Origin of the sequence: Microcella putealis, from assembly GCF_004216575.1 — a bacterium.
Taxonomy (GTDB): domain Bacteria; phylum Actinomycetota; class Actinomycetes; order Actinomycetales; family Microbacteriaceae; genus Microcella; species Microcella putealis.
Genome location: NZ_SGWW01000001.1, coordinates 558,712 through 581,930 on the forward strand (window position 1 = coordinate 558,712; position 23,219 = coordinate 581,930).

Annotated in this window: 21 protein-coding genes; 10 read left to right on the forward strand and 11 right to left on the reverse strand. The window is 69.2% G+C overall.

Features of this window, described 5'->3' with window-relative positions:
* Positions 1-3 precede the first annotated feature (3 nt).
* From EV141_RS02760 to ileS, 3 genes are read right to left on the reverse strand one after another with little or no spacing between them, the layout of a single operon-like run.
* Complete coding sequence (locus EV141_RS02760) at positions 4-459, reverse strand: DUF4233 domain-containing protein (RefSeq protein WP_130484430.1); 456 nt, start codon at positions 457-459, stop codon at positions 4-6.
* Entirely contained in the window at positions 456-1,826 is a 1,371-nt protein-coding gene (locus EV141_RS02765) for a bifunctional folylpolyglutamate synthase/dihydrofolate synthase (RefSeq protein ID WP_130484431.1), read from the reverse strand. Before EV141_RS02765 ends, EV141_RS02760 begins: the two co-directional genes overlap by 4 nt.
* Before the next feature lie 22 nt (positions 1,827-1,848).
* Positions 1,849-5,115, reverse strand: a complete 3,267-nt coding sequence (gene ileS / locus EV141_RS02770) for an isoleucine--tRNA ligase (RefSeq protein WP_130484432.1) — start codon at positions 5,113-5,115, stop codon at positions 1,849-1,851.
* A 460-nt stretch (positions 5,116-5,575) separates the two neighbouring features.
* Between ileS and EV141_RS02775 the strand changes: the two genes are divergently transcribed.
* From EV141_RS02775 to EV141_RS02795, 5 genes are all read left to right on the forward strand, one after another.
* Positions 5,576-6,448 (forward strand): LPXTG cell wall anchor domain-containing protein, encoded by an 873-nt coding sequence (locus EV141_RS02775; RefSeq protein WP_130484433.1) that lies wholly within the window; start codon positions 5,576-5,578, stop codon positions 6,446-6,448.
* Positions 6,449-6,493: 45 nt separating this feature from the next.
* A complete protein-coding gene (locus EV141_RS02780) occupies positions 6,494-7,891 on the forward strand; it encodes an MFS transporter (protein WP_241968967.1) in 1,398 nt (465 codons plus the stop codon).
* A gap of 137 nt (positions 7,892-8,028) precedes the next feature.
* A complete protein-coding gene (valS, locus tag EV141_RS02785; protein ID WP_130484434.1) occupies positions 8,029-10,617 on the forward strand; it encodes a valine--tRNA ligase in 2,589 nt (862 codons plus the stop codon).
* A 74-nt stretch (positions 10,618-10,691) separates the two neighbouring features.
* Positions 10,692-11,135: a GNAT family N-acetyltransferase gene (locus EV141_RS02790; RefSeq protein WP_157985489.1), complete on the forward strand. Its 444-nt coding sequence runs from the start codon at positions 10,692-10,694 to the stop codon at positions 11,133-11,135.
* Between the two features lie 5 nt (positions 11,136-11,140).
* On the forward strand, positions 11,141-11,371 hold the full coding sequence (locus EV141_RS02795; RefSeq protein ID WP_130484436.1) for a hypothetical protein: 231 nt from the start codon (positions 11,141-11,143) through the stop codon (positions 11,369-11,371).
* 157 nt (positions 11,372-11,528) lie between these two features.
* Here EV141_RS02795 and EV141_RS02800 read toward each other — a convergent pair whose 3' ends face one another.
* Both EV141_RS02800 and EV141_RS02805 read right to left on the reverse strand, forming a co-directional pair.
* Complete coding sequence (locus tag EV141_RS02800; RefSeq protein ID WP_130484437.1) at positions 11,529-11,741, reverse strand: hypothetical protein; 213 nt, start codon at positions 11,739-11,741, stop codon at positions 11,529-11,531.
* Positions 11,738-12,349, reverse strand: coding sequence for an ArsR/SmtB family transcription factor (locus tag EV141_RS02805; RefSeq protein WP_198675489.1), 612 nt, complete (start codon positions 12,347-12,349; stop codon positions 11,738-11,740). Before EV141_RS02805 ends, EV141_RS02800 begins: the two co-directional genes overlap by 4 nt.
* Before the next feature lie 112 nt (positions 12,350-12,461).
* Between EV141_RS02805 and EV141_RS02810 the strand changes: the two genes are divergently transcribed.
* A complete protein-coding gene (locus EV141_RS02810; RefSeq protein WP_130484439.1) occupies positions 12,462-14,492 on the forward strand; it encodes a M3 family metallopeptidase in 2,031 nt (676 codons plus the stop codon).
* A gap of 108 nt (positions 14,493-14,600) precedes the next feature.
* Positions 14,601-14,990: a four-helix bundle copper-binding protein gene (locus tag EV141_RS02815; protein WP_130484440.1), complete on the forward strand. Its 390-nt coding sequence runs from the start codon at positions 14,601-14,603 to the stop codon at positions 14,988-14,990.
* A gap of 3 nt (positions 14,991-14,993) precedes the next feature.
* Here the strand turns inward: EV141_RS02815 and EV141_RS02820 are convergent, their stop codons facing one another.
* From EV141_RS02820 to EV141_RS02840, 5 genes are all read right to left on the reverse strand, one after another.
* Positions 14,994-15,344 carry a hypothetical protein gene (locus EV141_RS02820; RefSeq protein WP_130484441.1) on the reverse strand — a complete coding sequence of 117 codons (351 nt, stop codon included), beginning with the start codon at positions 15,342-15,344 and terminating at the stop codon, positions 14,994-14,996.
* Between the two features lie 73 nt (positions 15,345-15,417).
* Positions 15,418-16,716 carry a GNAT family N-acetyltransferase gene (locus EV141_RS02825; RefSeq protein WP_130484442.1) on the reverse strand — a complete coding sequence of 433 codons (1,299 nt, stop codon included), beginning with the start codon at positions 16,714-16,716 and terminating at the stop codon, positions 15,418-15,420.
* A 4-nt stretch (positions 16,717-16,720) separates the two neighbouring features.
* Entirely contained in the window at positions 16,721-17,491 is a 771-nt protein-coding gene (locus tag EV141_RS02830) for a hypothetical protein (RefSeq protein ID WP_130484443.1), read from the reverse strand.
* A gap of 37 nt (positions 17,492-17,528) precedes the next feature.
* The gene (locus EV141_RS02835) at positions 17,529-18,677 is read right to left on the reverse strand and encodes a benzoate/H(+) symporter BenE family transporter (RefSeq protein ID WP_130484444.1); all 1,149 of its coding nucleotides are present in this window, start codon (positions 18,675-18,677) and stop codon (positions 17,529-17,531) included.
* 77 nt (positions 18,678-18,754) lie between these two features.
* Entirely contained in the window at positions 18,755-19,279 is a 525-nt protein-coding gene (locus EV141_RS02840; protein ID WP_130484445.1) for a pyridoxine/pyridoxamine 5'-phosphate oxidase, read from the reverse strand.
* Between the two features lie 115 nt (positions 19,280-19,394).
* Here EV141_RS02840 and EV141_RS02845 point away from each other — a divergent pair, with 115 nt between their 5' ends.
* Positions 19,395-20,180: an alpha/beta hydrolase gene (locus tag EV141_RS02845; RefSeq protein ID WP_130484446.1), complete on the forward strand. Its 786-nt coding sequence runs from the start codon at positions 19,395-19,397 to the stop codon at positions 20,178-20,180.
* 66 nt (positions 20,181-20,246) lie between these two features.
* On the opposite strand, the gene clpX is transcribed toward EV141_RS02845, so the two are convergent.
* The gene (gene clpX, locus EV141_RS02850) at positions 20,247-21,524 is read right to left on the reverse strand and encodes an ATP-dependent Clp protease ATP-binding subunit ClpX (RefSeq protein ID WP_130484447.1); all 1,278 of its coding nucleotides are present in this window, start codon (positions 21,522-21,524) and stop codon (positions 20,247-20,249) included.
* Between the two features lie 191 nt (positions 21,525-21,715).
* Between clpX and EV141_RS02855 the strand changes: the two genes are divergently transcribed.
* Together EV141_RS02855 and EV141_RS02860 are read left to right on the forward strand one after the other, a co-directional pair.
* On the forward strand, positions 21,716-22,351 hold the full coding sequence (locus EV141_RS02855; RefSeq protein ID WP_130484448.1) for a hypothetical protein: 636 nt from the start codon (positions 21,716-21,718) through the stop codon (positions 22,349-22,351).
* Between the two features lie 85 nt (positions 22,352-22,436).
* Positions 22,437-23,159 (forward strand): copper resistance CopC family protein, encoded by a 723-nt coding sequence (locus tag EV141_RS02860; protein ID WP_130484449.1) that lies wholly within the window; start codon positions 22,437-22,439, stop codon positions 23,157-23,159.
* Positions 23,160-23,219 lie beyond the last annotated feature (60 nt).

Below are 23,219 nucleotides of genomic sequence, written 5' to 3' on the forward strand. Positions count from 1 at the left end.
GGCTTAGTTCTCCTGATCGGTGGATGATTCGTAGTAGCGGCGCTTCGCCTCGTCGAGCTGACGCCCCCGCACGAGGCTGTAGACCCAGAAGCCGACGAAGATGGCGGCGGTGACGGCGGCGAGCACTTCGAGGAAGCCTGTCGCGAGCAGCAGCAGCTGCACGAAACCGCTCACGTAGAGGCCCCACGGGTATCGCGCGAGCCGGATCGCCACGAACAGCAGCACGATCAGCACCGCGCCGCCGGCGAAGGCCAGCCAGGTGGGGTCGGTCGCCCTCGTGCCGAACAGGGCGATCGCCCCGAACAGCACGACGAGTATTTCCATCCCCATCGTGGCGGTCATGAGCGATTCGGTCGCCGTGCGCTCGCGCTTCGGGCGACGGGGGGCGGATGCGGCGCTCGCGTCGCCGTCGGACGCTCCGTCAGCGGGGTCGGGGCCGGTGTCGGGGATGCTCGTCACGAGTCCCCATTCTCGCGGGCGATGATGGAGATCGCCTGACCGACGAGCGTGATCGACCCGGTCACGAGCACGGCGGCGGTCGCGTCGCTGCTCTCGCGGGCGGCCGCGATGGCCTCTTCGGGGTCGACGGCCACCATGACCCGGTCGGGCCCGGCGATCTGGGCGGCAACCTCGGCCAGTTCGGCGGCGGGAATCGCCCGCTCCGAGTCGGACTGCGTGATGACGAATCGTTCGACGACCGGGTCGAGTGCGGCGAGGATGCCGTGCGCGTCTTTATCGTCGAGTACCCCCACGACCGCCGTGACGGCGGTGAACGCGAACGAGCCCATGACGGCGCGGGCGAGCGCCTCGGCGCCGTGCGGGTTGTGCGCGGCATCGACGAGCACGGTCGGTTCGGTCGCGATGATCTGCAGGCGACCCGGGCTCGTGACGGCGGCGAGGCCCTCCGCGAGCACCTCGGGGGCGAGCGGCTGCGAGCCGGCGCCCAGGAACGACTCGACGGCGGCGATCGCGATCGCCGCGTTCTGCGCCTGGTGCGGCCCAAACAGTGGCAGCAGCAGCTCGTCGTAGGTGCCGGCGCGACCGCGCACGGTCAGGGCCTGCCCGCCGACGGCGAGGCGGGCATCCACGACCTGAAAATCGACGCCCTCGGCGACGATCGTCGCCTCGTCGTGCTCGGCGGCGCGGGTGATCTCGTCCATCGCCTCGGTCTGCTGCAGCGCCGTGACGACCTGCGCGGCGGGCTTGATGATGCCGGCCTTCGTGCGGGCGATCTCGGCCACGGTCGAGCCGAGTCGGTGCGTGTGGTCGAGCGCGATCGGGGTGAGCACCGCGACGTCTCCGTCGACGACGTTGGTCGAATCCCACTCTCCGCCCATGCCGACTTCGACGACCGCCACGTCGACGGGAGCGTCGGCGAAGCACGCGAAGGCGAGCACCGTGAGCGCTTCGAAGTACGTCAGCGGTTCTTCGCCGTTCGCCGTCAGCTCGGCGTCGACCATCAAGAGGTAGGGCTGAATGTCGGCCCAGTTGTCGGCGAGCGCCCGGTCGCTGATCGGCTCACCGTCGATGACGATGCGCTCGTTCACGCGCACGAGGTGCGGGCTCGTCATGAGCCCGGTGCGCAGGCCGTGGGCGCGCAGGATGCTCTCGGCGATGCGGCTGGTCGACGTCTTACCGTTGGTGCCCGTGATGTGAATCACGCCGTAGCTGCGCTGCGGGTCGCCGAGCAGCTCGACGGCCCGGCGCGTCGGCTCGAGGCGCGGTTGCGGCGCGTGCTCACCGATGCGGTCGAGCAACTCGGCGTACACCCGGTCGGCGGCGACGCGGTCGGCGTCATGGTCAGCGTGATGCTGGTCGTCGCTCATGCGTCCATCCTGTCAGGCACGCCTATGCGCGTTCGAGAACGATACGGATGCGCCCGTCACCGACCGCGACCGCCCCGTCGACGCCCGCCAGTTCGACGACGCGCGTCTCGAGCGCCACCGCGAGCACTTCTCCGGTGACGAGCTCGCGGTGCGCCTCGATGGCGGCGGCCGTCTCGGCCGAGTCGGCCTCGACGGTGAGGCGGATGCGGTCGCTCACGTCGAGCTCGGCATCTTTGCGGGCCTGCTGGATGGCGCGCACGGCGTCGCGCGCGAGCCCCTCGGCCTCAAGCTCGGGCGTCAGCGCCGTGTCGAGCAGGGCGAAGCCGCCACCCGGAAGGAAGGCGACCGCCTGGTCGGGGTCGGCCAGCTCGAGCTCGAGCGTGTACTCGCCCTCGACGAGCGGCACGCCGCCCACGACGACCGTGTCGCCGTCGACGCTCCAGTCGCCCGCCTTGGCTGCGCCGATGACCTGCTGCACCTGCTTGCCGATGCGCGGGCCGGCGGCGCGCGCGTTGACGGCGAGGCGGCGGGTAATGCCGTAGGCCTCGACGAGCGAGTCGTCGAACTCGACGAGCTCGAGCGCCTTCACGTTCAGCTCGTCGCGCACGATGTCGCCGAACGGTTCGAGTGCGGCGGCGTCGGGCGTGACGACCGTGAGGCGGGCGAGCGGCAGGCGCACGCGCAGGCTCCGGGCCTTGCGCAGCGCCAGCCCCGAGCTCGCGAGCTGACGCACGCGGTCCATGGCGGCGACGAGCGCATCGTCGGCGGGGAACTCGTCCGCACTCGGCCAGTCGCTCAGGTGCACGCTCTCGCCGCCGGTGAGGCCGCGCCAGACCTCCTCGGTGACGAGCGGAGCGAGCGGGGCGGCGACGCGAGCGAGCGTTTCGAGAACCGTGTGCAGCGTGTCGAACGCGTCACGGTCATCCCCCGACCAGAAGCGCTCGCGCGAGCGGCGCACGTACCAATTCGTCAGCACGTCGGCGAAGTCGCGCACGGCGGCGGCCGCCATGGGCGAGTCGAGGTTCTCGAGTTCGGTGGTGACCGTCTCGATCAGCACGCGCGTTTTGGCGAGCAGGTACCGGTCGAGCACGTTCGTCGAGTCGGTGCGGCGCGCCGCGTCGGCGAGGCCGGCGGCGTTCGCGTACAGCCCATAGAAGTAGTAGGTGCTCCACAGCGGCAGCAGGAACTCGCGGACGCCTGCCCGAATGCCCTCCTCGGTCACGACGAGGTTGCCGCCGCGAATGACCGAGCTCGACATGAGGAACCAGCGCATCGCGTCGGCGCCGTCGCGGTCGAAGACCTCGGCGACATCGGGGTAATTGCGCAGGCTCTTCGACATCTTCTGGCCGTCGTTGCCGAGCACAATGCCGTGGCTGATGACGCTCTTATACGCGGGCCGATCGAACAGGGCGGTCGCAAGAATGTGCATCGTGTAGAACCAGCCGCGGGTCTGCCCGATGTACTCGACGATGAAGTCACTGGGGTTGTGGCTGTCGAACCAGTCGGCGTTCTCGAAGGGGTAGTGCACCTGCGCGAACGGCATCGAGCCCGAGTCGAACCAGACGTCGAAGACGTCCTCGATGCGGCGCATCGTGGATGCTCCGCTCGGGTCGTCGGGGTTCGGCCGGGTCAGCGAGTCGACGAAGGGGCGGTGCAGGTCGACCTCGCCGTCGGCGTTACGGGGAAGCTCGCCGAAGTCGGCCTCGAGCTCGGCGAGCGAGCCGTACACGTCGATGCGCGGGTGGTTCGGGTCGTCGCTCTTCCACACCGGGATGGGGCTGCCCCAGTAGCGGTTGCGGCTGATCGACCAGTCGCGGGCGCCCTCAAGCCACTTGCCGAACTGGCCGTGCTTGACGTTGTCGGGAACCCACGTGATCTGCTCGTTCAGCTCGAGCATGCGCTCGCGAATCTCGGTGACCCGCACGAACCAGCTCGAGACGGCCTTGTAGATGAGGGGGTTGCGGCAGCGCCAGCAGTGCGGGTAGCTGTGCTCGTAGCTGCGCCCCTGCAACAGGCGCCCCGCCTCACGGATCAGGCCCGTGAGCGTCTTGTTCGCCTCGAAGACCTGCAGCCCCGCGACATCGCTCACCTGGTCGAGGAACTTGCCGCCGTCGTCGACCGAAATGATCACGGGGATGCCCGCGGCCGCACACACGTTCTGGTCGTCTTCGCCGTAGGCCGGCGCCTGGTGCACGATGCCGGTGCCCTCGCCGGTGGCGACGTACTCGGCGACGAGGATCTGCCAGGCGTTCTGCATGCCGAACGTCTCGACGTCGGCGTAGTAGTCGAACAGGCGGTCGTAGTGCACGCCGCCGAGCTCACTGCCGACGATGGTGCGGGTGACCGCGGCCTGCGCATCCGCTGCCGACTCGTAGCCGAGATCCTTCGCGTATGCGGGCAGGGTGTCGGCGGCGAGCAGGTAGAGCGACTCGCCTTCGACCGCGTCGGATGCGCTGGATGCGCCCCGCGCATCCGATGCGCCATTCGGCCCAGCAGGGACGATGGCGTACGTGATCTCGGGGCCGACGGCGAGCGCCGCGTTCGTCGGGAGGGTCCACGGGGTCGTCGTCCACGCCAGCGCCTTGACGCTCGTCAGCCCCAGGGCCTCGGCCTTCGCGCCGACGAGCGGGAAGGTGACCGTCACCGACTGGTCTTGGCGCATTTGGTAGACGTCGTCATCCATGCGCAGCTCGTGGTTCGACAGCGGCGTCTCGTCGCGCCAGCAGTAGGGCAGCACGCGGTAGCCCTCGTAGGCGAGGCCCTTGTCGAAGAGGGTCTTGAACGCCCACAGCACGCTCTCCATGAACGAGATGTCGAGCGTCTTATAGTCGTTCTCGAAGTCGACCCAGCGCGCCTGGCGGGTGACGTAGCTCTGCCACTCGTCGGTGTAGCGCAGCACGCTCTCACGGGCTTTCGCGTTGAACGCCTCGACGCCCATCGCGTCGATCTCGGCCTTCTCGGTGATGCCGAGCTGCTTCATCGCCTCGAGTTCAGCCGGCAGGCCGTGCGTGTCCCAGCCGAAGCGGCGGTGCACCTGCTTGCCGCGCATCGTCTGGAAGCGCGGGAAGAGGTCTTTCGCGTACCCCGTCAGCAGGTGCCCGTAGTGCGGCAGGCCGTTGGCGAACGGCGGGCCGTCGTAGAACACCCACTCGTCGCAGCCCTCGCGGTTCGCGACCGAGCGGCGGAAGGTGTCGTTCGTCGCCCAGTAGTCGAGCACCTCGCGCTCAAGGTCGGGGAAGCGCGGCGACGGCGTGACGGCGTCGGTGTCGCGGTGCAGCGGGTAGCCCATGGTGTCTCCGGTCAGTGGATGCTCTGCTCACTTACCGCGAGGACGACCGGTCGATTGCGACCCGCCGCGGTACCACCCCGCTTGCGCGACCGGCCGTGTGTGCCCGGTCGTGCCTCTCACTCTGCGGCTGTGACGGGCCTGCCCCGCTCGGGTCTAGTGCCCACCCGAGGGTGGGGTTCTTCCGAGGACTCCCCGGTGATGGCCGGATCGCTGTCGTTGGGCTCATTCTACGGGGTCGGCGTGGTCACGATTGCCCTGTCAATGAGCGCAGACCGTAAGTGAAACGGCCGCGTTCTGCTCTAGTGAGGGGCCTGACAGGTCGCGCCTCAATGACGTCGCCGCTCGAGGGACTCTGCTCATGGTCGCAACGACCGCACACTCGACCACGGTTCGGCCCCCTCGTCTGAGGCTCGGATCAGCCCCGTTCGCGGTGCGCGTCGCCAGCGTCATCGCCGCATCCTTGCTCGCCGCGGCGACCCTGGTTGCGCTCGATTCGGCCACACCCGCCCACGCGGCCGTCACCGAACAGTGCAACGGAGAACTGAACGTCGGCGGCGAGGGCCTGAACTGCGAGATCAGCATTGAGAACGTGCTGGACCTCGCTACCGGGGTAGAGAGCTCGACCGTGACTACTCTCGCCTGCCGTGGCGCGGCGAACGTCGATCCGCTCACGGACTGCGTGGGGCCCACGACGACGAACTATGAGGAGTTGACCACCGAGGCCTCGCAATGCAACGGCAGCGCCAACGGCGGAGGGTCATCGATGATCTGTTCCGTCACGGTCGTCAACACGATCACCGGAGATGCGACGACATCAGCCGCGCCGGTCAACCAGTGCAACGGCTCGCTGACAACGGGCGACGTGCGCGCGTGTGACCCCGACCCGGCCACGACGGATGCCTCGGTTGACGGCATCACCCAGTGCAACGGCAGCGTCAACGGCGGGGGCGGGTCCATGACGTGCGTGGCAGCGACGACGAGCACCTCCAACAGTGCCTTCGCCTTTCTCGTCAACCAGTGCAACGACTCCGCAAACGGTGCAGGGGCACGCATCGAGTGCACGGTCGACATCAGCACGGTGGTGCTGCCGGCCGCGGAGGTGCCCGTCACGCCCGTCGTGCCGGAGGTCCCGATCACTCCGGTCGTCCCGGAGGCGCCGGCCGGGTCCGACGCACCGCAGGCAGCCGCTCCGACGCTGCCCGCCACCGGGATGGTCGGGATGCCCGGGGTCACCCTCGCGGCGGTGCTCGCGCTCCTGGTCGGTACCGGCCTATTCGCGATTGCCGGTGTCCGCCAGACGGCGCGTCGTCGCATCGCGGGCCCCCCGCAGTAGTGCGGGTGCGGGAATACCCCGCGCACCCCGTACGCTCGACTACTCGTGACTGATAACGCACGTGGCAAAGCGCCAACCACGTCCTCCTCGGCGACGACCGCGGCCCCCCGCGATCTCGCAGCACCCTCTGACCCCCGCATCGCGCGTCGCGCGCGCTGGGCCTCCCTCGTCGGCACGTCGCTCGAGTCGTACGACTTCTACATCTACGCCTACTTCGCGGCGTTCTTTGTCGGGCCTCTCTTCTTCGAGCCGCTCGGCGGATTCGGGGCGACCCTCGCGTCGTTCCTCTCGATCGCACTCGCGTTCGTGATCCGCCCCGTCGGCGCGATCATCTTCGGCCACATCGGTGACCGCCTGGGCCGCCGAACCACGCTGATCGTCACCGTGACGATGATGGGTGTCGCCACGGGCCTGATCGGCGTGCTGCCCACCTACGAGCAGGCCGGCTGGCTCGGTGCCGCGATTCTCGTGCTGCTGCGCCTCGTGCAGGGCATCTCGCTCGGTGGCGAGTGGGGCGGCGCGGTACTCATCGCGACCGAGCACGAAAGCCGCGCCAAGCGTGCGTTCGCCGCCGCCATGCCGCAGCTCGGCTCGCCCATCGGCTCGATTCTCTCGGCCGGCGCGTTCATCTGGCTTACCCTCGCCCTCACCGACGAGCAGATCGGCGAGTGGGCGTGGCGCCTGCCGTTCCTCACCGCGATCCCGCTCTTGCTCGTCTCGCTATACCTGCGCATCTCGGTGACCGAGACGCCGGTGTTTGAGGCCGTGCGGTCGACGAACAGCCGACCCCGCGTGCCGCTGACAGAGTTGCTGAAAAGCCAGCCCGTGACCATCCTCGTCGCGGTCGGCGTCGCCTTGCTCGGCATCGGCTCGTACTCGCTGATGAACACCTACACGATCAACTACGGCGTCGCCGTGCTCGGCTTCGAGTATTACGAGCTGTTGATCGCCACGACGATCGGCGGCTTGCTGCAGTTGATCACGATCCCGCTGTTCGGCCACTGGGCGACTCGCATCGGATCGGGTCAGGTCATCGCCTGGGGCGCCCTGGGCACGCTGCTCGTCGCCTTCCCGATCTACTTCTTCCTGCAGTTCGCGAGCTTCCCCGTGCTCGTGGCGATGATGGTGATCGGCGGCATTCTGCCGACGATGAGCTGGGCGGCCCTCGGGGGCATCTTCACCGAGCTGTTCGACGAGCGCTACCGCTACTCGGCGCTCGGCTTCGCCTACTCGCTCGCCGCCGTCGTGTCGGGCTTCGTTCCGGCCCTGACGCTCACGATCGGCGAGCTCTCGGGCAATGCCTGGTGGCACCCCGGCATCGTGCTCGCCGCGATGAGCGCCATCACGCTCGTCTCCGCGCTCGTCGCAATCCGGATGCGCGTGGATCGCGACGAGGACGACCCGGCCGACGCGCGCATCTCCGCCGACGCCACCGCGGCTTAACCGCGACTCGCACACCGCTGACGGGGGCCGGCACCATCGCCGGCCCCCGTTTTCGCGCCGGTACACTGAACGCCGACCCCACACTCAGGCACCTTTACCTTTTGACACGGTGCCGCCCATAGCGAAGCGAGTTTTCGATGTCTCACGCCGCCCTGCCCGACAAGCCCGCCCTCGAAGGACTCGAAGCAAAGTGGGGTGAGGCGTGGGAGCGCCAGGGCACGTACCGCTTCGATCGGGCCGCGGCCGAGACGGCCGGTAAAGACTGCATCTACGCCGTCGACACTCCCCCGCCGACCGCCTCGGGTTCGCTGCACATCGGGCACGTGTTCAGCTACACCCACATGGACCTCGCCGCGCGATACCAGCGCATGCGCGGCCAGCACCTCTTCTACCCGATGGGCTGGGACGACAACGGCCTGCCCACCGAGCGCCGCGTGCAGAACTACTACGGCGTGCGCTGCGACCCGTCGCTGCCCTACGACCCCGACCTCACCCCGCCATTCGAGGGTGGCGACAACAAGTCGTCGAAGGCGGCCGACCAGGTGCCCGTCAGCCGCCGCAACTTCATCGAGCTGTGCGAGAAGCTGACCGTCGAAGACGAGAAGCAGTTCGAAGACCTGTGGCGCGCGCTCGGCCTGAGCGTCGACTGGTCGCTCACCTACCGCACGATCGGTGACGAGGCGCAGCGCGCCGCCCAGCGTGCCTTCCTGCGCAATCTCGCCCGCGGCGAGGCCTACCAGTCGGATGCGCCGACCCTGTGGGACGTCACCTTCCGCACCGCCGTCGCCCAGGCCGAGCTTGAAGACAAAGAGATGCCGGGTGCGTACCACCGGGTGTCGTTCCACAAGCCCGACGGCGGCACGATCGAGATCGAGACGACCCGGCCGGAACTGATCGCGGCGTGCGTGGCCCTCGTCGCGCATCCCGATGACGAGCGCTACCAGCCGTACTTCGGAACGACCGTGACAACGCCGCTCTTCGGCGTGGAGGTGCCGGTCGTTGCCCACCGCCTCGCACAGCAGGACAAGGGTTCGGGCATCGCGATGGTCTGCACCTTCGGAGACGTCACCGACGTGATCTGGTGGCGCGAACTCGACCTGCCGACGCGCCCCATTCTGGGCAAGGACGGCCGGATCCTCGCCGACCCGCCCCCCGGCATTGAGGGTGCGGCCCAGGGGGTCTACGCGGAAATCGCGGGTAAGACCGTGTTCAGCGCGAAGGCCCGCATAGTCGAGCTGCTCAGCGAGTCAGGAGACCTGCACGGCGAGCCGCGCGCCATCACCCACCCGGTGAAGTTCTTCGAGAAGGGCGACAAGCCGCTCGAGATCGTCACGACCCGCCAGTGGTACATCACGAACGGCGCGCGTGACGAGGCCCTCAACGCCCGCCTCATCGAGCGCGGACAGCAGGTCGCCTTCCACCCCGACTTCATGCGCGTGCGCTACGAGAACTGGGTCGGCGGCCTCTCGGGCGACTGGCTCATTTCGCGCCAGCGCTTCTTCGGCGTGCCGATCCCCGTCTGGTACCGCCTCGACGAGCACGGCGAGATCACCGGCGAGCCGATCGTGCCGAGCGAAGAGCAGCTGCCCGTCGACCCGTCGTCGATGGCGGCACCCGGCTTCGACGAGTCGCAGCGCGGCGAGCCCGGCGGCTTTGTCGGCGAGGTCGACATCATGGACACCTGGGCGACGTCGAGCCTGACGCCCCAGATCGCCGCGCGCTGGGAGGACGACCCGGCCCTGTTCGACCTGGTCTTCCCGTACGACCTGCGCAGCCAGGGTCAAGACATCATCCGCACCTGGCTGTTCTCGACTGTGCTACGCGCCGAACTCGAGCACGGCACGATCCCGTGGAAGAACGCGGGCATCTCGGGGTTCATCGTCGATCCCGACCGCAAGAAGATGTCGAAGTCGAAGGGCAACGTGGTCACCCCGGCCGCGATGCTCGAGACGCACGGCTCGGACGCTGTGCGCTACTGGGCCGCGAGCTCGCGCCTCGGCACCGACGCCGCCTTCGACCCGCAGAACCCGAAGCAGATGAAGATCGGGCGGCGCCTCGCGATCAAGGTGCTGAACGCGGCGAAGTTCGTCTACTCGTTCCCGGCGCCCGAGGCTGCGACTGCGGGCAGCAGCGCGGTCACCGAGGCGCTCGACGTCGACATGCTCGCGACCCTCGCGCAGGTCGTCGAGACCGCAACGGCCGCGTACGACGCGTACGACCACGCCCGTGCCCTCGAGACCACCGAGCAGTTCTTCTGGACCTTCTGCGACGACTACCTCGAACTCGTCAAGGAGCGCGCCTACGGCTCGCAGGGCGAGGCGGGGCAGGCGAGTGCCGTGGCCGCCCTGCGCCTCGCGATCGACGTCATGCTGCGCCTGCTCGCGCCGGTGCTGCCCTTCGCCACCGAGGAGGTCTGGAGCTGGACCCACGAGGGCAGCGTGCACACCGCCGCGTGGCCGACCGTCGACGAGATCGGCGTCGATGCGACGGCGGGCGGGCTGCTGGCGCTCGTCTCGCAGGCGCTGATCGGGGTGCGCCGCGCCAAGACCGACGCGAAGGCCTCGCAGAAGACGCCGGTCACCCGGGCCGTACTCGCCGGCCCGGCGCTGCTCACCTTCGCCGCCGACGACCTGAAGGCCGTCGGGCGCATCGCCGAGCTCGAACTGACCGAGGCCGACGAGATTGCCGTCGTGTCGATCGAGCTGGGCGAGCTTCCCGCCGCCTGACCCGACGCGCGACGATGCGGGGCGCGCACAGCGTCGGCTGGCGCGCCCCGCATCGTCTGCGCCACACTTGTCCGATGCTGACCGTGCGATTCGCCGCCGACGGCGATGAGGCGCGCTGGCGCGAACTGTTCACGGCCTACGGCGTCTTCTACGAGACCGCGTTCGACCGCCCCGTTCTCGATGGCGTGTGGCGCTGGATTCGCGACCCCGAGCATCCGCTGATCTGTTTCCTGGCAGAGGATGCGCGCGGCCGCGTCATCGGATTCGCGCACGTTCGGGAGCAATCCGACACGTTCACGGCGGGCCACGGGTGGTACCTCGACGACCTCTATACCGACGAGAATGCGCGGGGGACCGGCGCCGGAACCGCCCTGATTGACGCGATCGCCGCGCACGCTGCCGCCCACGGCGGCGGCACCCTGCGCTGGATCACCGCCGCGGACAACGAGCGCGCACAGCGCGTGTACGACCGGCTCGCCGAACGCACCACCTGGGTCACCTACGAGAAAGAGGTCTAGCCGCCATGCAGTTGGGAACACGATGGGCCGTCGGCGATGCTCCCCCGGCGCAGTTGACGCCTGAGGTGTTGGCGGCGATCCGCCAGGTCGAGGGTGAACTGCTCGGGCTCGACGTCACCGACTGGCGCTGGACGTTGACGTGGCTCGAACGCCGCCCGGTCGTGCAGCTCGACGACGGCACGACGATTCGCGTAGCCGCCGACGGCGAGGTGCACGTCTCGAACGAGGAGGCCTAGCGGCGGCGGACGCCGCACGCCGTGAACGTGCAACACCCCGCGTCACGCGGCGGGAGGTCGGAGATGAGGTGCTCCGGCCGATGGCGGATGCTCGGACATCCGGTGTGCCATCGGTGCGTGCGCCGCGTGGCGCGGGGTGCTGGTTGTCGAACAGCCGCTACGAGGTGATGCCGTAGCGGTAGAAGGCCAGTGCCTTCTGCCGGTCATTCTCTGCGCGAATGCTGAGCGCCTGCTGATCGTGAGTTCGATGTTGCCTGTCTGCTTTTGCCCACGCGATGAGTGCCAGGCCGAGAGCGCGCGCCACGCGGCGTACGACCGGCCGGCGCACGGCGCGCGGCGAGGCGATGACGGGGATGCTCATGGTCGTCATGACGCGTCCTCCTCGGTGATCTCGTGCCCATCGAGCACGGGGAATGCGAAATATTGAATTTGGACGGGTCGGGAACCGACGACCCGTTGACCGCGGTGCTCACGCGCGAAGTCGGCAACGAGCTGCATGATGCGCTCATTGAACTCTTCGAGCTGAGCCGCGGTCACGTGGACACTGGCGGAGTTGAGCACGGTGGCCTCGTGCCACTTTTTGTCGAGGCGCTCAAGACCCCCGTCGATGATCGAGCGGACGCCCGACTCGCGGTGGTGCAACCACTCACGCATGATGACGCGGTTGGCCTGCCGACCCGCCTCGGACTCCATCGCGTCGGGGCTCGACAGGTGGATGCCGCCGGGGGTGCGCTCCCACCACCGCTCGCGGGCCGTGCCGCGCCCCTCGACCTCGCGCACGTAGCCGTGCTTCTCGAGTTGACGGAGGTGGTAGCTCGTGGCCCCGCTCGACTCGCCGAGACGATCACCGAGGGTGCTCGCCGTGTGCGGGCCGTACGTCGACAGCGCCTCGATGATCTGCACGCGCAGGGGGTGAGCCAGCGCCTTCAGCCCGTCGAGGTCGGCAATGCGGCCTTCGGGGTGCTCGGTGTCGGTCATGACATCAGGATACGATCGCAAAGACATCTTTGCAAGTACTTCTTTGCAATGACTTTTTTGCAATGTGTACTTTGCAAGGAGTTCTTTGCGGGCGCACCCTAGGGTGGCTGTCATGACCAATCCGTTCTTCGCTCCGAGTACGCTCCCGTACCAGCTGCCTCCCTTCGCCGAGATCACCGACGATCACTACGCCGAGGCGATCGAGGCCGGCATGGCCGAGCAGCGCCGCGAGATCGAGGCGATCACCGCGCAGGCGGATGAGCCCACGTTCGCGAACACGATCGAGCCGCTCGAGCGCAGTGGGCAGCTGCTCGGGCGCGTGCTGCGCGTGTTCTTCAACAAGTCGAGCGCTGACTCGAATGACGCGACGAACGCACTGGAAGAGCGCTACGCCGCGCTTCTCTCGGCCCACGAAGACGCCATCAGCCTCGATGCAACCCTGTTTGCCCGCATCGACGCGCTGTACGCGCAACGCGACAGCCTCGACCTCAGCGACGACCAGCGCTACCTCATCGAGCGCCGCCGCACCGAGATGTTCCTCGCCGGCGCCGGGCTCGACGATGCCGCGAAGGCGCGGCTCAGCGAGCTCAACGGCCGCCTGTCGACGCTGTCGACCAAGTTCCAGAACAATCTGCTCGCCGACACCAACGACCTGGCCGTCGTGGTGGACGACGTCGCCGAACTTGACGGCCTCACCTCGGGCGAAATCGCGGCCTGCGCGCAGGCTGCGGCCGACCGGGGGCTCGACGGCAAATACCTCATCACGCTCGTCCTGCCGACGGGGCATCCGTACCTGGCGTCCCTCACCAACCGCGAGCTGCGTGAGCGCGTGATGCGCGCATCCCGTGCCCGCGGCAGCCGCGGAAACGACCACGACAACCGCGAGGTCTTGCTCGAGATGGTGCGCCTGCGCGCCGAGCGCGCCGAGTTGCTCGGCTTCGACAGCCACTCCGCGTTCATCACCGCCAACCAGACCGCGAAGACCGCCGACAACGTCGCCGCGATGCTCGACAGGCTCGCGCCCGCCGCCGCCCGCAACGCCCTCGCCGAGCAAGAGAAGCTCGAGGCCATCGCCGGCCACCCGATTGAGGCGCACGACTGGGCCTTCTACAGCGAGAAGGTGCGCGCCGCCGAGTTCGACGTCGACACGGCAGCGTTGCGCCCGTACTTCGAGGCCGAACGCGTGCTGCACCACGGCGTGTTCGCCGCGGCCACGCGGGTCTTCGGCATCACCTTCGCCGAGCGAACAGACCTCGTCGGCTACCACCCCGAAGCGCGCGTCTTTGAGGTGTACAACGAGGACGGCTCGGAGCTCGGCCTCTACGTGCTCGACCTGTACACCCGCGACTCGAAGCGCGGCGGCGCGTGGATGAACTCGTTCGTCGAGCAAAACGAGCTGCTGGGTCAGCGCGCGGTCGTCGTCAACAACCTGAACGTGCCGAAGCCCTCGGCGGGCGAGCCGACCCTGTTGACCTTCGACGAGGTGAACACGTTCTTCCACGAGTTCGGCCACGCCCTGCACGGCCTCCTCGCGCACGTCACGTATCCCTCGCAGGCGGGCACGAACGTGTTCCGCGACTTCGTCGAGTTTCCCAGCCAGGTCAACGAGATGTGGATGCTCTGGCCCGGACTCGTCGAGGACTACGCCCGTCACCACGTCACCGGCGAGCCCATTCCCGCCGAGACGATCGAGAAAATTCGCGCCAGCGAGACCTGGGGCGAGGGCTTTGCGACGAACGAGTACCTCGCGGCCTCACTGCTCGACCAGGCCTGGCACCGCCTCTCGGCAGAGGAGGCCAACGCGGTTACCGACGTCGCCGCCTTCGAGGCCGCGGCCCTCGCTCGGGCTGGCCTCGACAACCCCGCCGTGCCGACACGGTACAGCTCGACGTACTTCGCGCACATCTTCGCGGGCGGTTATGGCGCCTCGTACTACGGCTACATCTGGAGCGAGGTGCTCGACGCCGACACCGTCGAATGGTTCAAGGAAAACGGCGGCCTCACCCGCGCGAACGGCGACCGCTTCCGCGAATACATCCTCGGCATCGGCGGCACGCGCGACCCGCTGGAGTCGTATCGCGAGTTCCGCGGCCGCGAGGCGGTCATCGAGCCGCTGCTGACCCGCCGAGGGCTCGCCGCCTAGCCCCCTGAGAGGTTCCCGGCAATGCCGGGCATGCCTCGCGAGCCCGCGCGTAGCCTGACGTCACACACGAGCCGTAACGGCGTCGACGAGTAGGGAAGCGAGAGTTCAATGGACATGCGAATGATGATGGCCGGGTCGATGGCGCAGACCATGGACATGGCCGCGATGCAGAACCTCATGGAGGCTGCCTCCGCGTGCGAGCAGGCCTGCACGATGTGCTCGAACAGCATGATGGAGATGGACGGCATGGCGCGCTGTGCCGCCATGTGCTCCAACTGCGCTGACATGAGCAACACCATGATGCGGATGATGATGCGCCCGGCCGGCATGAACGCGACCGTCATGATGGCGTCACTGGAGGCCTGCAAGGCGATGGCTCAGGCGTGTATGGAGGAGTGCTCGAGCCACGCAGACATGAGCGACACCTGCCGGATGTGCGCGATGGCCTGCTCGGAATTGGTGGATGCCTGCGACGCCATGATGGCGTCGATGCGCTAAGCCTTAGCCCGCGAGTTCGGCACCCGCGCGCAGCACACTGTACGTCTGGGTGCCGACCCGCAGCACCCCGTACACCTCGTGAACCGCCACAGGGGTGCCAGACGGCAGCGCGCCGCGAAGATCGGCGTGATTCCAGACGATGGTGGTCGCCTCGCCGTCGAGATTTGCCAGCTCGACCCAGCCTGCGCCGTGCGCCGACACGATCACCGCGTCACGCCACTTCCCGGGGGTCGCCGCGGCGAGGCGATTCTGGATCGGTGAGACCGCGTGCCCCGGGGCCGTCGACGGGCACATCTCGCCGCACGCAATCAGCGCGTGCTGACGGAGTGACGGCGAGGGCTGGTCGGCGAACATGCGCCCACGGTACGGACGATCATCGCCAGCGGCCAGCGTCGCTGTCACACGACGAAACAGACGGCCCTCGCCGCTAGAACCAGAAGCCGAGCGTCGGCGGCGTTGGCGTCACCGCCATCCGGGAGAGGCGCTCGACTGCCGTCGGCTCCCCCGCCAGGCGCCCCGCAGCCGCCAGCGTGATCGGGCTCGCACCGCCGAGCAGCACGGAGCTGAGCGCGGCGACGCCGAGCGTGATGTCGGGGTTCTCGGTGCTGCTTGACACCGTCGCGCGGCCATCGGCATCGACGTCGAGCGCGATACGCCCCGAGGCGAAGTCGAGGGGGTCGGCGACGTCAAGCACAAGCCGACCCGCCTGCTGCCAGGTGCGGCCCTCGAGGCAGCGCGGCAGATCGAGGATGCGCGCCCACAGATGATCGGTGACCGACCGCGTCTGAACCGCGCGCGCATCCGCCACCATGAAGCGGACGGGTTCGTCGACGCTGCGATTGACCGCGACGACCTCGTGCACGAGGTCGAGCTCGAGAAGGTACCGCCACAGCGCCGCGTACGCGTCGTCGCTCGCCGCGATCAGTTCGATGACCTCCACGGGGTGCTTCGTGAAGTCGGGACCCGAGTCTTTCACCCGGTACACCGCGAAGCCCTGCGGCGCACCCGCCTCGTCGTCGTAGCGCACGGCACGAATGCTCGCGGCGCTCGAGGCGTCGGATGGGCGCAGGCCCAGCTGGCGATCCCAGAAGCCACCCCACGTCGCGATGCTGCCGTGGGCGCGAGCGCGCTCCTCAATGGCGGGCCCGAACTCGCGCACGGCCTCCCTCGACACGAGGTGGAGGCGGCCGGCAGGCGTCGGCCCCACCCAGTCGGCACGCGTCGTGTCGACGACCAGTTCGGCCGCCCAGGTGGCGGGGCCGAAGCCGTACCGGCCGTAGATGGTCGACTCCGATACGGTCAGCACGGCGATGGGAGAGCCGTGTGCGGCGGCGGTGCGCAGCTCGCCCTCGAGGAGCGCCCGAGCGATGCCCCGTCGGCGATGGGTGGGCGCGACGGTGACCATGCTGATGGCCCACGATTCGAGCGAGCTGCCGCCGGGCATTCCGAGGGGGCTCGTCCAACTGTCGACCGTGGCGACCGGCACGAGCGGTTCTGCGGCCATGTCGTCGTAGACGCCGATCGACCGATTGTCGGCGAAGCCGGGGCGTCGCTCGCCCAGGCGCTCAGCGGTGAGCTGCTCGCCGTAAAAGCCGCGCGATACCGCCTGAGAGAAGCCGTCGTGGCGTTCGGGGTCGTCGCCGACGAGCTCGTACCGCAGGCCCTGCTCGGCGAGGGCCGCCGCCGAACGCTCGTCGGCGGGCAGGGTACGAAAGTCGCCAGTCATGCGCTCAGCGTAGTGATCGGCGCAGCGCCTCGATGATGCTCACCTCAACCGGCACACCGTCATCGGCCGCCCGCCGACGCAGCTCGTCGGCGAGCGATGCGGGAACCGTCACGGTCAGCGCGTCACCGCTCGATGTCTGGCCGCCCACCACCGTCTCGGTGCCCGCGCTCGCTGCGTCTGCGCCATCACGCAGGAAGATCGCGAGCACCGGCACGACGACGGTTCCGAGCGCGTCGAGAATTCCGACGACGCCGGCCACCCTCCAGTAGAGCTCGGCGTCGGGCCCCGGAATGTCGCCGTCGGTCAGGATCGGGAGGATCAGCATCACGGCGACCACCGCGATCGCCACCAACGTCAGCGCGAGCCCAACCCGAATGACCCGGCGCCGCCGCCCCGCCAGCAGCAACAGCAGGTTCGCGTGCGCGACACTCACCGCGAGGATGCCCGCGGTCGCAAACGCGCGCAGCCAGTCATCGAATCCCGGCGCATCCCAGTCACGCCAGATCAGGACGAGCCCGAAAACGAGTCCGGCAGCGCTCGCAAGCAGGCCGACCGCGGCGACGACGCGCATCGCGCGGTCGGCGACGGCGAGGTGGCACAGCGCCGTAATCGAGAACGCCCCGACGAGCACGGTGGTGAGCACGACGCGGCCCTGCGTCTCGCCAAAGTCGCCGCCGAGGAGCGCCACAATGCCGACGAGCGCGGCGGCCGAGAACGAGATGATGATGCCGTAGATGGCACCCCGGCGGGCCGCGGTGATGATGTGAGGACTCATGGGTGGTGCCCGTCCTTTCGCTCGGCGTCTCTGCCGGCTATGACGCGCGAGTGCGGGTCACGAGCATCACGATAGCCCCCGCGACGAGCCCCCAAAAGGCACTGCCGATACCCGCGACGACGACGCCGGAGGCCACCACCACGAGCGTGACCGCGGCGACGACCCGAGTGGGGGGCGCCTCAAACGCCGCGACGAGTCCTGAGGCGAGCGCCGAGAAGAGCGCAAGCCCCGCGACCGCGATGATCAGGATCGGCGGCGCGGCCGTCACGAGGGCCGTCGCCGCGCCCGCTGTCAGTCCGAGCAGCACGTAGGTGACGCCGCCCGCGACGGGCGCAACCCACCGCTTCGCGGGGTCAGGATGCGCGTCGGGGCCGCCCATCAACGCTGCGGTGATCGCCGCCAGATTCAGCGCGAAGCCGCCGAACGGCGCCGCGACCACGGTCGCCGCCCCGCTCGACGCGAGGATCGCGCGGGCCGGCACCTCGCGGTAGCCGAGCGTTGAGAGCACGGCGAAGCCCGGCACGTTCTGCCCCGCCATCGTCACGATGAACAGCGGCACCCCGAGGCTCACGATGACGGCGGCATCGAAGGCGGGCGGCGTGAGCGTGATGACCGGCGCGAGGGGTGCGTCCGCGACCGCGTCGGCGCCGGTCACGACGATGCCGATGATCGCGACGAGCATGGCCGCCGGCACCGCCCACCGCGGCGCGAGGCGCAGCAGCACGAGCCACACGACGATCACGGGCACCGCGAGCAGGGGCTGCTCGACGAGCGCGGTGACGGGAGCGATGCAAATCGGCACGAGGATGCCGGCCAGCATGGCCCCCGCGATCGGCATCGGGATGCGCGTCATCGCGCGCCCGAGCGCCGGCCACAGCCCCGTGATTGTCAGCAGCACCCCGCAGATGAGAAACGCTCCGACAGCGGCCCCGTAGTCGTCGGTCACCCCCTGGGCGGCGACGAGCACGGCGGCCCCGGGCGTCGACCACGCGAACGACAGCGGCTGCTGGAACCGCCACGACAGCAGGCCCGCGAGCAGCGCCTGCGCGATGCAGAGGGTCAGCAGGCCGCTTGCCGCCTCGGCGGGCGAGGCGCCCACGGCGACGAGCCCGGCGATGACGAGCGCAAACGAGCTGGCGAAACCGGTGAGGGCCCCGATAACGCCCGCGATGATCGGCTGCAGCACGAGGCTGAGCCTAGCCGCGCAGCTCGCCGCACCCGGTCATGCGGCCGGGTACGACAGTCGCGTAGTGGGTGCCGAACTCAGCGCCCGTAGCGGTACCAGTGGCGCACGTGATCGCGGTCGTGGCGAGCCTGCCAGAACTCGATCTCGGTGGGGGTCAGCGCCCAGGCGGCCCAGTCGGGGTTCGCCTCGCCGTCCGTCGCCGGGCGAGCGCGCCAATCGGCCGCCGCGACGTCGGCGGGGAGCTCTTCCACCTCACCGGTGACGCGCACCTGGCGGCCGCGCTGTGGCCAGAAGAAGGTCATGGCGGCGCTGGGGTTGGCGGCCAGGTCGATGCCCTTGCGGGTCGATCGGGCGCCGGCGAACACCCAGCGGCCCGCATCGAGGTCTTTCAAGATCAGCGTGCGCGCGGTGACGTGGCCGGTCGGGCCGGCGGTGGACAGCGTGAAGGCGTGCGGCTGCACGAGGCCGTGGGCGAGCGCATCGTCCAGCCAGCGCAGGAAGAGGATCTGCGGGTCGTCGGGCGCCTGCGAGCGATCGAACACGGGCAGGTCATCCGGGAAATCGGGCAGGGTCCGAAGGCGAGAGCGCAGCGATTCCGACATGAGCGAAGCGTATCCCCCATCACTGATTCTTCTGGGGTGTTTCGCGCCTGTGAGAACACCGCGTGCCGCCACGAGGAATTTGCGGCGACGGCATCCCGTCGCGTTCACTCAAGACATGCCCTCTCGCGCCCGCCGTGCTGTCATCATCGTCGGGACCGCGTTCGCCCTGCTCGGCCTCCTTGTCGCGGGCTTCCTGGTCTGGGCAAACCTGCCGTATCGGGCCGACCCCGATGTGTCACTCGCCGTCTGGCGCAGCAATGCCGTGCAGATCACGGGCACCGACCGCGGCTACGTGATCGAGCCCACGACGGCAGGCGGCGAGGGCGACGAGCTGGGCCTGGTGTTTATCCCCGGCGCCCGGGTCGAGCCGTCCGCGTACCTCTACAAGATGAGCGGGATCGTGAACGCCACCGGCATGACGGTCGTCATCACGCGCCCCACCCTGAACTTCGCCATTCTCGACACCCGCCCCCTCGAGACGTTCACGGCGGACGCTCCCGACATTGACCGCTGGCTGGTTGGCGGGCACTCGCTCGGCGGCGTGCGGGCGTGTCAGTGGGTACAGACCGCCACTGAGCCCTCGGACGCACCCGCCTCCCCTGACGTGGTGGGGCTGATGCTCTTTGGCAGCTACTGCGACACCGACCTCTCGAACTCGCAGCTCGCTGTCGCGTCGTTCGTGGCGACACATGACGGCCTCAGCACCCCCGACGACATTGCCTCGCGGGCGAACCTGCTGCCCGGCGAGACCGTCACCATCACTCTCGACGGCGCGAATCACGCGCAGTTCGGTGACTATGGCACGCAGGCGGGCGATGGCGAGGCGACCGTCACGACGGAGGATGTTCAGGCGCAGATCGCGCGCGCGACCGCCGACTTCGTCAGCGGCCTCGACCCCTAAGCATCACGCCGCACGACTCGAAAGGCGCAGCTCGTCGCGCACCGCTCGCGGCGCGCGCGGGCTGTTCTACGCGGACTTTTCGCGGCGAGCCGGGCGCCGCGGCACGATGGTCGGCGCGGCGTTCTCGAGCACCGCTTCGCGGGTGACGATGACGCGCTGCACGTCGTCGTTGCTGGGCACGTCGAACATGATCGGGCCGAGCACCTCTTCGAGGATGGCGCGCAGGCCGCGTGCGCCGGTCTGCCGCAGCACGGCGAGGTCGGCGATCGCGTCGAGCGCCTCTGGCGAGAACTCGAGTTCGACGCCGTCAATCTCGAACATGCGCTGGTACTGCTTGACGAGCGCATTGCGCGGCGTGGTGAGAATGTCGATGAGCGCGTCGCGGTCGAGCGGCGACACGGTGGTGACGACGGGAAGGCGCCCGATGAATTCGGGAATCAGCCCAAACTTGTGCAGGTCTTCGGGCAGCACCTCGCTGAAGAGGTCGAGCTCTTTCGATTTGTCGTGCAGCGGCGCACCGAAGCCGATTCCGCGCTTGCCCGCACGCTGGCTGATGATGTCTTCGAGCCCGGCGAACGCGCCCGCGACGATGAACAGCACGTTGGTGGTGTCGACCTGGATGAACTCTTGGTGCGGATGCTTGCGGCCGCCCTGCGGGGGAACGCTCGCGACCGTGCCCTCGAGAATCTTCAGCAGTGCCTGCTGCACGCCCTCGCCCGATACGTCGCGCGTGATCGACGGGTTCTCGGCCTTGCGGGCGATCTTGTCGACCTCGTCGATGTAGATGATGCCGGTCTCGGCACGCTTGACGTCGTAGTCAGCGGCCTGGATCAGCTTCAGCAGGATGTTCTCGACGTCTTCGCCGACGTAGCCGGCCTCGGTCAGCGCCGTGGCATCGGCGACCGCGAACGGCACGTTGAGGCGCTTCGCGAGCGTCTGCGCGAGGTACGTCTTGCCGCAGCCGGTCGGGCCGATGAGCAGGATGTTGCTCTTGGCAATCTCGACCTCGTCGGCCTTCTGATCGGCCGGCTGAATGGTCTGGGCTGCGCGGATGCGCTTGTAGTGGTTGTAGACGGCCACCGACAGCGCGCGCTTGGCGGCCTCTTGCCCGATCACGTACTCACCGAGGAAGGAGTAGATCTCGCGCGGCTTCGGCAGTTCGAAGTCGGCGGATGCCGCCTCGCCCGACTCGGCGAGGCGCTCTTCGATGATCTCGTTACACAGCTCGACGCACTCGTCGCAGATGTAGACGCCGGGCCCGGCGATCAGCTGTTGGACCTGCTTCTGGCTCTTGCCACAGAACGAGCACTTGAGCAGGTCGGCGCTCTCTCCGATGCGAGCCATGAGCGCCTCCTTTCTCTGACCGCGGGCGGTGTGCGTCGAGCCTAACCCCCACCACCGACGTTCGTGCACGCCCTCTCCCCCGGGCGCGTCGCGCGAAGCTGAGCATGTGCCCCGATCAGCGATCGTCGGATGCTCGGGTCACGAATCGCACACAGCCCGCCCTCGCGCGCCCCGCCTACCCTGGAGACACCATGACGACCGACGATCGCCTCGCCGCACGACGCATCCGCGTCGCCGCCTCGAGCCTCGTCGCGCTGGTTGCGGTGGTCGTTGCGGCCACCGGCCACGCCCTCGCGGGCGGCGGCATCGCCGCCCTCCCGACCCTCGTCTTCGCCCTGCTGATCGGGGTGCCGGTGGGGGCGCTCGTCGTGGGCCGCCGAGCGACGCCGGCGAGGCTGGCCATCGGGGTCGCCGTCGACCAGGCCATCTTCCACCTCCTGTTCTCGGTGTTCGGCCCCGAATCAGGGGGTGCCGCCCACGCCCCAATCGAGCACGCCCCGCACGCCCAGCACACCGCCCTTGAGCACGTCGCGACCCTCGGCGCGGTGACGGCCGACGCGGCGCTCGCGTCGAGCGCGATGCTCGGCGCCCACCTCGTCGCGGCTGCCGTCGCCATGCTGGTCGTACTCGGCGGACGCTCCGCGATCGAACGCGCGCTCGTGACGCTCGCACGCGCGATCTCGCGCGCGACACGGCGGAGCAGCCTCGCGGCCGTCAGCGAGCGACCAGCGCGCGCCGCGCATCCTGCCGCTCGTCGCCGCGTTGTGCCCGCCGCGCGCCCGCAGACGCGGCCGCTGACACGTCGCGGCCCGCCCGTCCTCGTCTGAGCTCACCCCCGGCGATTCCGCCACCCGCCGTGCACGCGCACGCCCCCGGGCTATCGGCCCTCAGACACTTTGTGAAGGACGCACCATGACCACGACCACACTCCGTTCCCTCGACCGCGATTCTCGAGCGGCCGCATTCCGCACGACCCTCGGCTCACTCGCGGCCGTCGGCGCCGCCGCTCTGCTGTCGCTCGCCGCGGTCAGCCCCGCCTCGGCCCACAACTTCGTCGTCTCGACGACTCCCGGCGAGGGCGCAAGCATCACCGAGGTGCCCGAGCGCTTCGACGTCGTCACCAACGAGGAGATGCTCGACATTGCGGGCGACGGCACCGGCTTCGCCCTGCAGGTCACCGACGCCGCCGGCCAGTTCTACGGCGACGGCTGCCTCGCCGTCGACGGTGCGACGCTCAGCATGCCGGCAACGCTCGGCGAGGCGGGCACGTATACCCTCGCGTACCAGTTCATCTCGTCCGACAGTCACACCCTGTCGGGTGAGTTCACGTTCGACTACGCGCCGACCGGCGACGCCGTCGTGACGCCCGGAAGCCCCGAGCCGCTCAGCTGCGGCGACCCGATTCCGGGTGCCGCCGACCCCGCACCGAGCGAGGTTCCCGACGCGCCGGCCAGCGACGAGCCGGCCGCCAGCGAAGAGCCGACGCCCACGCCGAGCGACACGGCCGACGCGCAGGCCACGTCCGACGATGGCGGCCTCCCCGTCGCCGCGACCGTCGGCATCGCCGTGGGCGCGCTCGCCCTGCTCGCCGCGATCATCGGCGGCATTCTGTACGCGCGCCGCCGCCGCGCGTAACGCGCCGTGAACGACCGCGAGCCCCGCATCCAGAATTCGGATGCGGGGCTCGCGTCGTTC